The 14,579-nt window shown below is 42.9% G+C and carries 14 protein-coding genes and 4 pseudogenes; 5 read left to right on the forward strand and 13 right to left on the reverse strand.

What is annotated here, in order from left to right:
- Window positions 1-560: 560 nt before the first annotated feature.
- Window positions 561-974, reverse strand: a complete 414-nt coding sequence (locus tag AC50Y5_RS10565) for a GMC family oxidoreductase N-terminal domain-containing protein (RefSeq protein WP_056040351.1) — start codon at window positions 972-974, stop codon at window positions 561-563.
- A 444-nt stretch (window positions 975-1,418) separates the two neighbouring features.
- Window positions 1,419-1,835 (reverse strand): LysM peptidoglycan-binding domain-containing protein, encoded by a 417-nt coding sequence (locus AC50Y5_RS10570; protein WP_494860382.1) that lies wholly within the window; start codon window positions 1,833-1,835, stop codon window positions 1,419-1,421.
- Window positions 1,836-1,943: 108 nt separating this feature from the next.
- Between AC50Y5_RS10570 and AC50Y5_RS10575 the strand changes: the two genes are divergently transcribed.
- The gene (locus tag AC50Y5_RS10575; protein WP_494860388.1) at window positions 1,944-2,111 is read left to right on the forward strand and encodes a hypothetical protein; all 168 of its coding nucleotides are present in this window, start codon (window positions 1,944-1,946) and stop codon (window positions 2,109-2,111) included.
- 180 nt (window positions 2,112-2,291) lie between these two features.
- Here the strand turns inward: AC50Y5_RS10575 and AC50Y5_RS10580 are convergent.
- From AC50Y5_RS10580 to AC50Y5_RS10590, 3 pseudogenes are all read right to left on the reverse strand, one after another.
- Window positions 2,292-2,434, reverse strand: a pseudogene (locus AC50Y5_RS10580) (IS5/IS1182 family transposase); the annotation flags it as partial.
- 19 nt (window positions 2,435-2,453) lie between these two features.
- Window positions 2,454-2,623 (reverse strand): annotated as a pseudogene (locus AC50Y5_RS10585) (IS110 family transposase); the annotation flags it as partial.
- 455 nt (window positions 2,624-3,078) lie between these two features.
- Window positions 3,079-3,309: pseudogene (locus AC50Y5_RS10590) on the reverse strand (transposase domain-containing protein); the annotation flags it as partial.
- Window positions 3,310-3,331: 22 nt separating this feature from the next.
- Between AC50Y5_RS10590 and AC50Y5_RS10595 the strand changes: the two are divergent.
- A pseudogene (locus AC50Y5_RS10595) lies at window positions 3,332-3,562 on the forward strand (transposase domain-containing protein); the annotation flags it as partial.
- A gap of 525 nt (window positions 3,563-4,087) precedes the next feature.
- On the opposite strand, the gene AC50Y5_RS10600 reads toward AC50Y5_RS10595, so the two are convergent.
- Window positions 4,088-4,750: a nitroreductase family protein gene (locus AC50Y5_RS10600; RefSeq protein WP_056040346.1), complete on the reverse strand. Its 663-nt coding sequence runs from the start codon at window positions 4,748-4,750 to the stop codon at window positions 4,088-4,090.
- A gap of 208 nt (window positions 4,751-4,958) precedes the next feature.
- On the opposite strand from AC50Y5_RS10600, the gene AC50Y5_RS10605 reads away from it, so the two are divergent.
- Together AC50Y5_RS10605 and AC50Y5_RS10610 are read left to right on the forward strand one after the other, a co-directional pair.
- Window positions 4,959-5,831, forward strand: a complete 873-nt coding sequence (locus tag AC50Y5_RS10605) for a helix-turn-helix transcriptional regulator (RefSeq protein ID WP_056040343.1) — start codon at window positions 4,959-4,961, stop codon at window positions 5,829-5,831.
- A gap of 60 nt (window positions 5,832-5,891) precedes the next feature.
- On the forward strand, window positions 5,892-6,635 hold the full coding sequence (locus AC50Y5_RS10610; RefSeq protein WP_056040341.1) for a group II intron maturase-specific domain-containing protein: 744 nt from the start codon (window positions 5,892-5,894) through the stop codon (window positions 6,633-6,635).
- Between the two features lie 487 nt (window positions 6,636-7,122).
- Here the strand turns inward: AC50Y5_RS10610 and AC50Y5_RS10615 are convergent, their stop codons facing one another.
- The 7 genes from AC50Y5_RS10615 to AC50Y5_RS10645 all read right to left on the reverse strand — a co-directional run bounded on the left by AC50Y5_RS10615 (window position 7,123) and on the right by AC50Y5_RS10645 (window position 12,734).
- A complete protein-coding gene (locus AC50Y5_RS10615) occupies window positions 7,123-8,424 on the reverse strand; it encodes a D-alanyl-D-alanine carboxypeptidase family protein (RefSeq protein ID WP_494860394.1) in 1,302 nt (433 codons plus the stop codon).
- On the reverse strand, window positions 8,421-8,678 hold the full coding sequence (locus AC50Y5_RS10620) for a GerMN domain-containing protein (RefSeq protein ID WP_056040337.1): 258 nt from the start codon (window positions 8,676-8,678) through the stop codon (window positions 8,421-8,423). Before AC50Y5_RS10620 ends, AC50Y5_RS10615 begins: the two co-directional genes overlap by 4 nt.
- Before the next feature lie 430 nt (window positions 8,679-9,108).
- Window positions 9,109-9,657: a hypothetical protein gene (locus AC50Y5_RS10625; RefSeq protein ID WP_494860396.1), complete on the reverse strand. Its 549-nt coding sequence runs from the start codon at window positions 9,655-9,657 to the stop codon at window positions 9,109-9,111.
- 531 nt (window positions 9,658-10,188) lie between these two features.
- The gene (locus AC50Y5_RS10630; protein WP_081419009.1) at window positions 10,189-11,058 is read right to left on the reverse strand and encodes a carbohydrate-binding protein; all 870 of its coding nucleotides are present in this window, start codon (window positions 11,056-11,058) and stop codon (window positions 10,189-10,191) included.
- Window positions 10,964-11,461 (reverse strand): glycoside hydrolase family 78 protein, encoded by a 498-nt coding sequence (locus tag AC50Y5_RS10635; protein WP_056040325.1) that lies wholly within the window; start codon window positions 11,459-11,461, stop codon window positions 10,964-10,966. Before AC50Y5_RS10635 ends, AC50Y5_RS10630 begins: the two co-directional genes overlap by 95 nt.
- Before the next feature lie 275 nt (window positions 11,462-11,736).
- A complete protein-coding gene (ybiA, locus tag AC50Y5_RS10640; RefSeq protein ID WP_494860399.1) occupies window positions 11,737-12,312 on the reverse strand; it encodes a riboflavin biosynthesis intermediates N-glycosidase in 576 nt (191 codons plus the stop codon).
- A gap of 233 nt (window positions 12,313-12,545) precedes the next feature.
- Window positions 12,546-12,734 carry a hypothetical protein gene (locus AC50Y5_RS10645; RefSeq protein ID WP_155973416.1) on the reverse strand — a complete coding sequence of 63 codons (189 nt, stop codon included), beginning with the start codon at window positions 12,732-12,734 and terminating at the stop codon, window positions 12,546-12,548.
- Window positions 12,735-12,974: 240 nt separating this feature from the next.
- Here AC50Y5_RS10645 and AC50Y5_RS10650 point away from each other — a divergent pair, with 240 nt between their 5' ends.
- On the forward strand, window positions 12,975-14,516 hold the full coding sequence (locus tag AC50Y5_RS10650; RefSeq protein WP_056040321.1) for an FAD-dependent oxidoreductase: 1,542 nt from the start codon (window positions 12,975-12,977) through the stop codon (window positions 14,514-14,516).
- The last annotated feature ends 63 nt before the right edge of the window (window positions 14,517-14,579 follow it).

Consider the following 14,579-nt stretch of genomic DNA (forward strand, 5'->3'; position numbering starts at 1 on the left):
TTGTCTTATGCTGCTAAATGAGATACCGTATAAAATAATAATAACTCCAAGCCATTGAGACCAACCTACGAATTCTCCTAGTACAAGTGAAGACATTATAACGGCGCCATGGGTAATTCAGATGCGGTCATAATTGTACCCATTCCTGATCCAATATGGGGTAGTACCAGCCTAGCTGACACGACCCGCAATCGCATGGATTAAATTAGGAATTCATTAATAACCTCGTTATACTCATTTTGAGCATCGGTAATTGCCAGTTTTGAGTATACTCTAAAGATTTTCTACTTTCATGTCCCGGAATAAGGTTGAATAAGTGCGTCATCTATGCCCTGCTTTTTTCGCGAGGTTAATAGAATGTGACGTAATGAGGAGAAAGGTTTTGAGATAAATTGGCTTCCTTTGAATATTTTTCCAAAATCTTGCGGATTCCCCTGTTTGTGTACTTTTTCTTCCATGAGGACTCAAACAAATAGGCCGCTTGCTTATTTTTCATAGTATCAGCGTGCATGGCCAGCAACTCTTTGAAATTATGAGGAAATGGAACAATGCGGTCTTTTTTAGTCCAGTGTGATCTTATTTTCAAAACGGGGTTCAACTGATCCGTTGCATAGAAAATTTATTTCCAATTCCTCCGACAACGGTTTTTCTTGATAAGGCTGATACCAAAAATATGCATCCGGACCGTGCAGTTGTACTTGATAAGGTCTCTCTGGCGATGATGGGATCAAAATACCCAGCGTGCCTAATACATCAGGAAACTCCTTGCGGTTCATTGATCCAACAGCTGAAACAAAAGAGTGATTCGTTAAATAATGACCGATGGCTCGCCCCCGGATTCCCGAATGAAGCAACAGACGTGGGGTTTCGAATGTGCTTTTCGATAATACGACCGTCTTTGCTTTAAGAACATAAGCTTTTTTGTCCGGAGATATAGCTTTTACACCGGTAACATACCCATTCTCTTCGAACACTTGGACCCGCCCGGGCCTTGACAGCCAAATCGTAAGGTCTGTTGTTCATCGCTTCAGCCAGAAAGGAGGTAGAACTGAAAAATACATCGGAAGGAACCTGCCCATATGCGGTTGGCTGCAGGTTGGCGGCGATCGGAGTAGTCGTGGCTGTGGGAAACCCGTTTTGATGCAGTCGATTCCGCAAAATGTCAGTGAACGAAGAACCATCGGTATATCTGTTCGTGACGCTCATGACCTGTTCGGCGATGGAATAATAAGCTTCCATTTCCTGAATTGGAATAGGCCAATATTCTAATTGATGTAGGTCCATACGGGGGCTAATTCCATTCCAGAATAACGTTTTTCCCCCAAGGGTCAAAATTCGCCTTGCTCCTGAAAATTCCGGAAGTGAACCCATTAAAGGTTTTGATACATATTGGAAATATCTTTGCACCCGTTCGCTATTCATAGAGGGAATATTGGCCGCATTCGTCGGCAGCAAAAGGTCTCCGCTTCAATGACGCCAATCCGTTTATTGCTTTTTTGCCTCTGTTCGCATAATCGCCAAATGACAGTCCCTCCTCCTGCGCCAGTACCGACGATGAGGACATCATATTCGATGTCGGCCATTTGTTCCAATGAGGTAAGGGGAAGCCAATGATTTAAATATATTGGCGGAGTCAATGGCGGTGGGCAAGAGGGAGAGTGGTACTTTGGTGTTTTCGTTGCAGGTGAGTAAGGAAGGTAGACCGGTTTACCGGTTATGTTCAGATCGGGATTTGCAATGTGCGAATTCAGGGAGATAAGATTTTCTGTTTGCACATCGTTTTTGTACGCGATTGTTCTTAAGGTTTCTCCCTCATGAGCAATCCAGATTCTCATCGTGATCACCACCTTTTGACCAAATCTTTTTAGATATATGCAGATTGTGATGAAAAAATGTCATTCTATGCTAAATGCAGAAGCAGATCATGGAACGGAGACCTGTACATGCTTACTGCTGCAAACAGTAAGCATGATCTGCCGTTTTATCCAAGACTTCAGCCCGCATCGCGCCACGACGCCGTAAGCTTTGTTGTCAGTTCGGTTGAATTTTCGCAACGTTTCACCTTGATCATGCTGGACAAGATGCTGCTCGATGCCGCTCATGAGATGTAGCGGCTATCTATGAACTGCTTCAGCATCAAGGCGTCAAACCATTTATTGATCTGAACAAACGGGCAACCAAGTACATAGATAGCGACAGCAAGATTTCACCCACCGGCACCCCGATCGTCCTGCAGGCAAGGAAATGACGCTTTATGGCTTTGACAACACTAGGACGTGTCTGAAAACTCATTACTGAGTCCATTTGAAAATGGCAGCCACGTATACAAACGACAAGAATGACTTTGCTAGCTTGTCATAACGGGTAGCCACGCGGCGAAAATGTTTGATTTTTTGAAAAAGCACTCCACTAAGTGGCGTTCTTTGTACAAATACCAATCCACTTTCCATATGCACAAACTGATGCTCATCCAAGAATTGAACAACTGGACTATGATAATGACCCGTTGCCTCTAATACGACTGCCGCACGTTTCCCAGTAAAAGATAGGGCGTTCCTCTGTCTGCAAAAGCTTGCGCGTGACTTTCCCCTTTGGACACATCCAAACTAATGACAGGGTTCACATAATCACTCCCATAATATTTTTCGCCGGCAACCCCTATAACCTTCTTGTCGTCCACATTATCGCATGTGATTCGGGATCATGGTCCCAACCAGCCTAATCATGGTTTAACAAGTAGGGGGGATGAACTGTATAGCTCTCGGGATCCAACTCCCACGGGCAGAAACGTTCGATCCCCGGCTACCGCTATCTTACGATCACACAAAAATAAGGTCTACCAGAAAGATCTGGTGACCTCATAATACGATTGGGCAGGTTAGTTTAAGATAAACCATGCAAACATAATAAAAATGAAAAAGCTAAAGACCAGTATAGGCTTTAGCTTTTTCTTAATTCTTTATATTTTTTTCCCCACTTGCCCATACTATCTAGTATAGGAATAAAACTTTTCCCTAAAGGGTATGCGTCAAACAGCCCCCATCATGCAGTCATGTTGAGGGCTGTCGTATACTATAGCTATTGTTGTTTAAATACTCGGCAGGCGAGCGGTAGCATCGGCGACCACGGAAGCAACTTGTCTAAGACTTCGGGATCGTTTGGATCTGTCAGCTGAGGCGGTTGCTCGAAGAGGTACTGCACATACTTAAATGGATTTAGGCCATTTTCTTTTGTTGTTTCCATCACACTGTAGATCTTCGCGCTGGCTTTGGCTCCGCGAGCTGTGCCCGCGAAAAGCCAGTTTTTACGATTATGTGCTTAAGCACATAAACGCAAAAACTTCCTCTTCAGCAATACGCCGCGCGGAGCAAAAGCAAGTGCGATAATCTACAGCATCGCGGAAACCGCAAAGGCGAATGACCTGAAGCCGCAGGCTTATCTGCAGTATCTATTCGAGCAGTTGCCGCAGCAACTTGAAGATGTGAAGGATCATGAAGCCTTGCAGAAACTGGCGCCATGGTCGCCATCACTGCCGCTCTTCTGCCGCAATTTCAAGAAATAATCTCGAGCCAAAGCCTCTTCTAGATAAGCATGGGCTATTCGGCATTCCTTGAGTTGCGATGTCTTCATATTCTCGAAAAATCGGTAGTTCCATCATCTCATATGCTTCATCTTAGTTCCATGTGTGTCGGATTTGATGCATACTGAATAACAGAGAAAAACAATTGCTCCCGCGCCTTCGCTTGGGCTACGTCCTCCATCAGTGGATAAGATGTACACGGTAATATGAACCATTATTTCCAACTTGGGCGAGTGACTGCTATGATCTCATGAGGAACTATAAGCATACTAAGAGAAAAAAGAGACAATCGTTAGAAAACGATTATCTCTCATCGGAATAATTGATGTTAAAAGGTTAAGTTAATGAAGTTGTTTAAACACAAGGATTTCCGAGTGTTTGAAGGCCTTTTTCTATATCTGGATAATGATGATTTGAGGGCGTGGTCACACGTTTGGTCACGCTAAACTAGGATACTCATGTTATGAGAGGCCCCGGGACGAAGGCTTAAAAAACATCATTCAACGTTTATTTCCACTCTGCAACATCGGCAATCGGCTTTCGTGTTGAAGGGCGGCCATCAGAATCTGCCTTACCGATGGATACCAGCATAACCGAAACGTAACGTTCCTTGTCCAATCCAAATATTTCAGCAATGTTCTCCTTATCATACCCACCCATGGCACAAGTGTCATAACCGTAAGAACGCGCAACCAGCATTAACTGCATAGCCACCAGTCCGCCATCGGTTAAGGCCACGTCTTTACGAAAATGATCCGGGCTATTGCTATAATGAATATTGATAGCCTCAAGGATATATTCTTTCACAGATTCAGTCATTGACCCCTGTTTTACTTCTGCATTGAAAATTTCTGGCGCACTCGCAACATGCTCTAGGTCACCAAAAATTGCAATTACAGCAGATGAAGTTACTATCTGTTGTTCATTGTATTGTTGCCCATTGAATATGGCCAAAGGCAGCAATTTGGATTTAGCCTCTTCGCTTTCAATGACCAGGAAACGCCATGACTGCAAATTATAGGACGAGGGAGCCTTGGTCGCCTTGGTTAATATATCCTTCATTTCATCGCGGCTAATCTTAACAGAAGTATCGTATTTCTTAATCGCCCTACGTTCAAAAACAATTTTGTTGAAATCGTTTATCCGATTTCCATGCTCATGTAAATTCATGCTTCTATTCTCCTTTTTTGTTGGATTTATATTCGATTGCAGGAACATCATACCGCGAGAACTAAGGGTCAACTAGTACGGTGTTTATGCTACTATAAAAACTATTACCTTAACTTAACTCACACGAAATCCGATAAAACAAATGCATTCGTTATAAGATTCTGGTACAATTTATTAAGCATAGATCATTGGAAAGGGGATGCGACTCTTGAATGACGAACTGCGGCGTAAGGAGCTTGCTGAATTTTTGAAAAACCGTCGCAACAGGACAAGACCAGAACAAGTTGGACTGAGTAACAACTCTAATTCTCATAGAAGAACTAAGGGCCTTCGCCGGGAGGAAGTGGCGGTTTTGTCCGGAATCTCAGTGTCTTGGTACACATCCCTTGAACAAGGGAGAGACGTGCGTATATCAGATAGTGTCATCGAAAGCTTGGCCCGTACTTTAAAGTTAAGTCGTGATGAAAGAGCTCATCTCTATGTCATAGCGGATCGCAAGATCCCTCTGGAATCGGTTTCAGATGCGTCATATCTGCAAATATCCACCCCTGTGCTTCAACGCATCGTTGATCAATATATACATCTGCCAGCCTACGCCATTGACGGTCAGTGGAATCTGTTAGTTTGGAATCAGACAGCCATTGAAGTATTTGGATTGCAGTCTAACAAGATGAAAAACTGTTCGGGAAATCTGATCTGGTTAATGTTCAACGACCCCGTTGTACGAGGCCGTTATGCGGACTGGGAAGACTCGGCCCGAAAGCTACTCGCAGCTTTTCGTTACACTTTTGCTCGGCGGACGGAAGATCCCTACATCATTGAAATTATTAAGAAGCTTTTGGAAGTGAACGAAGACTTCAAAACGATTTGGGAACTCCATGACGTCCAGTGTTTTCGGGATGATAACCATTTTAAAATACAGCATCCCTCTGCAGGTGAAATTAATGTTCGTTCCAACACGTTTTATGCAGGCGAATACGACGATGTTACCCTCATTTTGTATACACCTGAAGACGATATGGATGAGAAAAATTTGATAAATTTAGGAGCATTCAGGCCAATAAATTCATTGAACCCCTGATTATTTGATGATACACTGTTTGACCAGCCATTTCTTTTAGACGCAGAGAAAATTAAGTGGATGCTTCATCGAAAAGAACGATTTACATTTTCATCCCCTCATGCCATTGAGGATTCAGCCGAAATATGGAACCAGCTTAGAAAGGACACGAATCAGACCGTTGAATTTATTGAAGGCTGTAACGATGAGGAACTTTATATGCACTATGCCTTTGATCAGTGGATGGAAAGGCAGAAACCAAGAAATCCATGGGCTCGATATGCTGACGATGGAGTCATACACTGTTGGAAGAAAGCAGAAGCTGAACAACTCCTTGAGGAGTTGAAAAGTCGAATGAAAACCTGCAAATTGGAAATACACCCGGATAAAACCAGAATCGTATATTGTAGAAGTGATCGATATCAAGGAGGACATGAGTATGAAGATTTTACCTTCCTAGGATACACGTTTCGCAAACGGTATATGAGAAACAAGCAAGGGGAATTTTTCAATGGTTTTTCACCGGCAGCCAGCAAAAGTGCAGGACAAGTATTGCGAGAGCGCATACGTAACATACGTACTTGCAATAAATCGGTTTCCATAGAGGAATTAGCTAAGTTAGTGAATCCTGTAATACGTGGTTGGTTCAACTATTTCTCGAAGTTTGCTGCTGGCTCAGCCAAAAGAATCCTGACTTATGTAAACCTCACTATAGCCAGATGGACGAAGTCCAAGTACAAGTCGATGAAGGGGAGCACGCTAAAGGCAATGAGATTTTTGAAACGTATTGCAAAGTGCAACCCGAATCTCTTTTACCACTCATAGACATGTTCACAAAACCCGTATTTTATACATATGTACATAAGTAGACTCAAAGCCTTACCACGTTCGGTCCATCCGTAACGTTCTGTCGGAGGACAAGAAAAAGCGGTCAAACTTACATCCCTTTTACTCGAAGAAAAAATCTTCATTCTAAAAAAAACTTTTTACTGCAAAAAATTTCATCACAAAAAATAGAACAACCGATGGAAAATCAGGAGTGGTTACCTGTATTCCATCGGTTGTAAGAGACAACTTATGAAAGAAGACGAGTTTAAACCCCTCTTCAAACTTGGCAGCTTATTTCCTGCTCGAAAATGGTTTCTCATGGAGTGACTTAGCAAGACTTCTTATATTCAACTGATCAAGTATCGGGATCAGTCTCCACTCGAAATCGTTCTGCTGTATATTTCTTTTTTGTTTATCATTCCGTTCAAATTAAAAGATCTTATTCGTTCTCCAATTCATAATCTTTCAAAGCATCTTGACACTGCTAATCCGCACTAAAGAAACCACCAATTGACCGAAGAAGTAACATAAACCAGTTTTCTTTCTCCACTGTTCGCTCAGTGATTAAATCAACAGTTCTTAATTGTACGACGCTTTGCCCTTTGACTACGTAAGTAAATGTCGCCGTTCCAGCTTTTGTACCAGCTACTACAGGGGCAGCGAGCCCACCTGGAACTAAATTGACTGTAGCAATAGGTTGTGTAGATACATCTGATTTCGGGAGAATAAAATAAACATCATCTTTTGTTACTATCTGAACATTTTTTTCTTTCCCGCCCTTGACAGGAAATGTTTCCATCCCAGTGACTAAACTCCCAGCAGGAATTACTTGATTCATTGTAAAGTGATTGAATCCATAGTCTAATACCTTTGCCGTCTCTTCGAAGCGGCTCCCCATCGATGGAGTCCCCATGACAACACTGATTAAACGCATACCATTGCGCTCTGCAGTTCCGGTAAAGCAATAGCCTGCGCTTTTGGTATATCCTGTCTTGAGCCCATCCAAGCCCTCATAAGCATAACTCGGAATAGCTTTGTTAGTCTCTAGCATCCGGTTTGAATTGACAATTGGATCTTTATCGGACTTACGCATCTTGTAAAATGGAATGGATGTGACATCAGCATAATCTGGTTCATCTTGAATAAGGTTTTTCGCCAATGTGGCCACGTCTTTTGCTGACATCAGCGTTTCTCCCATTTCATCAGGGCGAAAGCCTTCTGGCATGTCGGCGCGGCTCAGTCCGGTAGCATTGATAAAATGGGTTTTAGTCAGTTCCATGCGTTTGGCTTCCTCATTCATAAGTGTTACAAAGTTCTGTTCTGTGCCCGATACATGCTCAGAAAGAGCAATCGCAGCATCATTCGCGGATCCCACTGCCATTGCGGTGTACAGTTCTTTTACCGTATGCTGATCTCCTTCTGCAAGAAATGCACGGGTACCTACGCTTTTAGATGCATGATCGCTGACTGTAACGATGTCATCCCAGGATAGTTCTCCTGTTCTAACTTTTTTGGCAACAATGTACTCTGTCATCATTTTGACCATACTTGCCGGCGCAAAGCCCTGATCGGCATTGATGGACAATAGAACATCTCCTGTAGTTTGTTCAATGAGAATGGCGGATTTAACATTAAGATGCAATGATTCCACAGTCGGTATGTCAGACATCCCCGATGAGTTAAGTGTTCCTTGGTTCGTGGCTGAAACTGAGAGCGGTAACACATATATTGCCAGTATACAAACGACGATTACTGTGATTAATGGTTTGAATATTCTAAAAATCAATGTTCTCTATCCTCATTTCTGATCATTGGACGTTCCAAATCGATGTGTCCCATTAAGCTTTCTTTATGTTCTCCATCAACCAAAAGTTCAATAGAGCTCACCTCACCAAATTGAAAAAATGTATGTTTTAGCGCTTCAATGGCGAACTGCTCTCCACCTGAGCCAAGCAGGGCTGTCGGGGGAACATGAAGATCAAGTATAATGTTTCCATGCGACACTTCAAGCTTGTTTAAGATTATCTCATCTTTCCACATCGGTATATTGCGATATATGAAAATTATAGAACTGAATGATTTAATGTCAACCTTAATTTTTTTCTAGTCTTAAGAAATTCTTTAGAAATTACTTACCCCGTTCTTCAGGATTTGTTTTTTATGATGGATTTAAGTGAAGCAATGAAACTTGCTTTACTGTGTTTGAATGACCGTTGGAAAACGTTGGAGGGATAACCCATTATGAACGAATACCATTCGAGATTTTTTGGGAAAAGCAATCTTCATGTAAAAATTTCAATCCATGTTTGCATCAGTTTATTCCTTGCCTTCTTCCTAACATTAGGCTTCTCATATGATCTTGCGTATTGTCGCGGAAGCGGATGAACACCATAAACAAATTGGTCCCACTTTCTCTCGGTTGTAGGCCCTTTCTCCATGGACCTAAAAACAATGCCATTCGTTAGGTCTTTCAGTCATTTTCGTACATCTCTAATTTCAATACATACATGCTCGATTCGAGGTTATAAATGCCGAGTATATCAGGCGTAACCTCAAATGAATTCATGTCATCCACGATATCATTCCGTCCACCAGACGCCAAGAGAACACCCCAATTTGCATGAGACTTTCCATCCGCAGAGAAATGACTATCACTCATATCGGCGGTTAATACCGTAACACTTGCACCGGGATAACAGACAAAAACACTGTATTCCCTTGGATTACCTCCGTCATCGTTCATGCTTTCGGTTCGAACTTCGTAGACATTTGCTACCTCAAGTTTAAGTCCGCCATGGTTAAAAGTTTTAGTTTCTCCGTTTTGTGTCGGACTTGGTGTAGGACTTGGTGAATTAGAAGGTGTTTCAAGTGACGTTGAAGTCGGTGTTGAACTCGAATCAGTATTGGAGGGCATAGCTTCAGTAGGTACATTATTGTTATTGCAGCCAGCTAACAACATCAACATAGTAATTGTCATGAGTATTACCATAGCACCTAGCATTTGATTAGAGTAGTTCATACACGATCGCCTTCCTTATCAGCATAATTTCTTTCACCATTTAGAAGTAAATATTTGGAAATTGTTGCGTTCCCATTAACGTGATAAAGCTGCCGATAATGCCAGCAGATTCTTCGTAGGTGTATATGGAGCTATCGTTTTCCGTTAGAGCTTAACGCCACCGTGCCAGTATAGAACTTTATTTCATCAGACACGTACGGCGTACTAATGTTTACTGGTGTCTATATATAGTATTTTATACATATGTATACAAATCGACCGAATCCCTTGTCCCACAACTGTTTGTATAACTTTGTCTGAGGACAAGAACATTGTTCCTTAAAGATTGTTCGATCCGTTCTCCACTTGTTAAAATTGGCCCGTATCTCCCTATTATTCAACATTCAGATTTTACAGCCACTTTAAGAAAATTTACGGCATTAGTATTTCCACCTTCAAAAACCAAGGAACTAGGATATTGAAAAGAAAGTAATTTTCTATATGAAGAAGAGGCACTCTTAAACAAGCGCCTCTAGTAAGTTCTTTTTGTTTTTATTCTATCCTAAAGGATACAAAGTCGAACGAACCGTCGCCTTCATAACGAAAATACAGCGCATGTTCCCCTGGTAGAATGTGCAGCGGTGCCGAATACTCTCTCCAATTTTCAGCGGGTTGAATTTCAATATGTGCAACCTGCTCTCCTCCAACCATCGTAGATACTTTAAAAATCCCACTTGCTGTTCCACGTACCCGCACAGTAATTGCTTTTTCACTCCGGAATACAAAATATTTGTATCCTGCCCATGCACCATCTCGTATGTTGGCAATATACTGATTGCTCTCCTCTTCTCTATCCGTTCCGCTTTGAGTAAAGTAAGGATGGTTGCCGGTAGTGTCTTTTTCTTTACCGTATTCATAGGTTCCTTCAGGTCCAGATAGATTGCATGCTATGCGCGCCTCATATTCCCCTGTCCCAGTCAACGGCCCTTCATTAAGGCCGCAACTGGTCATTTCCACCTGTGGTATGCTACCGTCCGTCAGTATCTCAATCCTTTCAGCACAACCCTGCCGTGAAAAATGGTGTCCATTCGTTTGTCTATGATAAAATACGTACCATTCTCCATTGATTTGTACAATACCACCATGTGTATTTCCGGTATAGTTTAACGCTTTCCCCGCAGAATGTTTACCCACATCGCCATTGCTCACAATGGTACCTCCAAATGCATATCCGCTATCAGGCCTATCGCTGACGGCATAACATAGCTCATGACTTTTTTCAGAGGAATATATTATATAATATTTATTTCCTATTTTACGTGGGCTACTAGCTTCGTAAAATGCGTGCTCTTCGAAACTGGTCGCTTTGGCCGTACATGCACCAGGAACGGCCACAATGGGTGAGCTTTTTAGCGTGAGCATGTCCGGTTCCAGTTCTACACAATAAGCACCATCGATCAGGAGTAAACAGATGGTCCGTTCCTTCCATTCCGTTCAAATAAAAGTGATATATTCCTTTGGCCGTAAAACTAGCTCTGGCCTGGGCAAGGCCCTTCCTTACAGTGAATTCCTTGCGAATATAAGGGGCAGGTTTATATACATCAATTTGCACTTCCTTTTCCGGTTCTATCCAGAGGGCATGCCAGTCACTGGTATGCAGCAGCCCCATTTCGAAGAAAGCGTATTCACTAAATAATGACACTTCATCGTGATTGCCCCAAACCTTAACCCTCCAATAAACGCGTTGCAGCGTTTTCAACGACGGACCCGCATACAAGATGGCTTGGGACTGGTCAGACTCTATCTTGCCTGTATCCCAAAGCAAATCGTTAAAATCTTTCGTTCCGGATGCCTGAGCTCCTTTTGTTATGAGCAGCGTTCCTCCTGCATCAAAAATGTGGTGTAACAGCCTTCTCCCGAATTCGGTATTTATTAGGCTATATTTTAGCTTTAATTTAAAATTGTTTCAAGAACAACCTGACGTGGCAGCCTCTCCTCGAGCCTTTCTTTCATAAAAAAAACGTTAACCTTAATAATAAGATTAACGTTTTTTAAAATTCAATTTTTCACATAAAATAAATAGCCGCCGGAGGCAAGATTCTAAGACGTAACTCTACCTTGTAAATCTTCGTTATTCAAACGATCACGAACCTCGGTTAATGCGAAGCCCAGCAAATTCTTACCTTTCCAAAACAAAGGATTATTTACGTGAGGATGGTCTTTTGAAAGTCCAATTCCCCAAATCCGATCCACTGGACTAGCTTCTACAAAAATCCGGTTTTTACTTGCCTTTATAAAATTCAAAAGTTCGGGGTTTTGTCCGAACTTGGCTAGGTTTCCTTGAAGTACGATATCATAACAACGACTTTCCCAAATGTCTGCATCAAAACCTTTAACTGCACGACCGTAACTCTTCATTTCTTTCGGGTGCTTTGCCATCATTATTGCCTCAAGCATTTCGTTGTCATAAAAAAGCCGTGCCTTTTCAGCCATCATATACTGCTCGGCGCAGCTGTATAGCTCCCCTTCCACTCTAAATGAGCTTTCCCACCACTGGCTTAAACAGCTGGCACTTATGGTGCCATCTTTCATTGATGTATGGCCCCAGAAAAATAGAAACTTTAACTTCGCTCCAGACTCATAAGCAACTTGCAATTCTTTTAGTGAATAGTACATAAAATCTCCTCACTTTAAACAAGTAATTCGAGATCGATTAACTTCATAAGCCCTGATTCAAGCCTATTGGTAATAGAGCTGCGGATTCTCTAAAAGTTAAATGTCACTGAATCACCTTTATCCATTTTAGGAATAGCGTACCACATGATAGGTTGATAGGCAAAATACGATAGACTTAAAAAAGACTGTGAAACGATTTCCGTATACCAGCCTTTTAATAATATTCGTTCTTCTTAGGCTTGATAGCGAATAAGAAGTAGAGCCACCGTTCCTGTTTCATACTCGGAAGCGCCATTCCGATGACCGTGAACCATTTCATGACTGTTTTTTCTTGCCGATGTTCTTCCGCGAACGATGTCGAGCATATCGCGAATAACGGAATGGCAAGCAAAAACCCCTCCGAATATTCTGGATGCTGGCAAGGGCTGCTAAATCCAATTTTTTCTTATCCATTATAATTTGCTCTCCATTCGATATACGTACGAATATACCTGAATTCCGCTCCTTCCCTTGTTAACCATCCCCTTGAGAATCAACGAATAACCAAATAATAAAAAATTGCGGCACATTTTCCAATTATACGCTAGCGATGTGAATAGAATAGTTTTCCTTCTATAGGGAATAAGAAGAAGAAAGGATTTTATTTTTGGAGGGAACATACGATGGCAAATATCCCAGCACTACCTACATACCCAGAGCCGTTTTGGATGAAATCGGCTGAGAGTCTTCCTTCCTACCCTAAGCTGGAGGAGAATATCGAAACCGATGTTGTCGTGGTTGGAGGGGGCATTTCAGGAATAACGACAGGATACTTGCTCGCGAAAGCAGGGTTGCGAGTCGTTCTATTGGAGGCCAGCACTCTCTTCAGTGGGACAACCGGTCATACAACTGCTAAAATAACCGCTCAGCATGACATTATCTACGATGCGCTGATTAAACAACAGGGTTATGAGAAAGCAGAACTCTATTACAAAGCCAATGCAGACGCGCTTCAATTTATTCGAGATACGGTCAATGAACATGGGATTGAATGCGGCTTCACCGAGCAGGATGCCTACGTGTATACAAATACAGATTCTTACCTGTCGAAGCTTCAAGACGAAATGGCTGCTTATGAAAGGCTCGGTATAACCGGATACTATGTTGACCATATTCCTTTGACGAACATTCCGGCAATAGCAGCCGTCGTCATGAAGAAGCAGGCACAATTCCATCCTTTGCAATATTTGAGCGCGCTTGCCGGCAAGTTCGTCGAGGCTGGTGGCCGGATCTACGAACATTCGACGGCAACAGATATTCAACAGGATCAACACCCCGTTGTCTCAACAGCTAATGGCTACCAAATCACTTGCGATCGCGTCGTCATCTGCTCCCACTTTCCCTTCTTTGACGGATATGGCTTTTTTTTCGCCAGAATGCATGCGGAGCGTTCCTATGCCCTTGCCGTAAAAAGTAAGGTTAACTATCCAGGCGGCATGTATCTTAGCGCGGAGGAGCCAAAACGTTCCATCCGCAGTGCTACGGACCTGGACGGCTCCCCGCTCTTGATTATTGGCGGTCAGAACCATAAAACGGGACAAGGTATTTGTACGATCAACCATTATGAAACGCTGCAGCGGTTTGCAGCAGAGAATTTCGGAACGGAAAGCATTTCTTATCGCTGGTCTGCGCAAGATTTAGTGACTGGAGACAAATTGCCTTATGTAGGCCGTATTACGGAGAACAATCCGAATATCTTCATCGCTTCCGGCTTCAAAAAATGGGGAATGACAACAGGCACCGCAGCTGCTCTTCTCATACGAGACCTTGTTCAGGAGCACGACAATCCGTATACCCAGCTTTTCGCGCCATCCCGTTCCCTGTCTCTCAGCACGCTGAAGAATCTCGTCGTGGACAATTTGGACGTGGCCAAACATCTAGTCAGCGGTAAAGTAGAAATGGTGCATCGAAAGCCTCATGAGCTGAATTCGGACGAAGGTGCCGTAGTCAGCGTGCATGGCCGCCGAGCAGGCGCTTACCGCGATACGGAAGGAAAACTGCATGTCGTAGATACGACTTGCACGCATATGGGCTGCGAAGTGGAGTGGAATGACGGGGAGCGAACATGGGACTGTCCTTGCCATGGATCCCGCTTCTCGATAACAGGCACAGTACTTGAAGGTCCGGCAGAAAGGCCGCTTAAGACGATTGAAGTTAGCAGTTAAATCCACCATAGACACCGATAAACCCGCTGGAGCAGATTTTACTGCCCAGCGGGTTGTTTCTCT

The sequence above is a fragment of the Paenibacillus sp. JT22N7 genome (assembly GCF_059383875.1).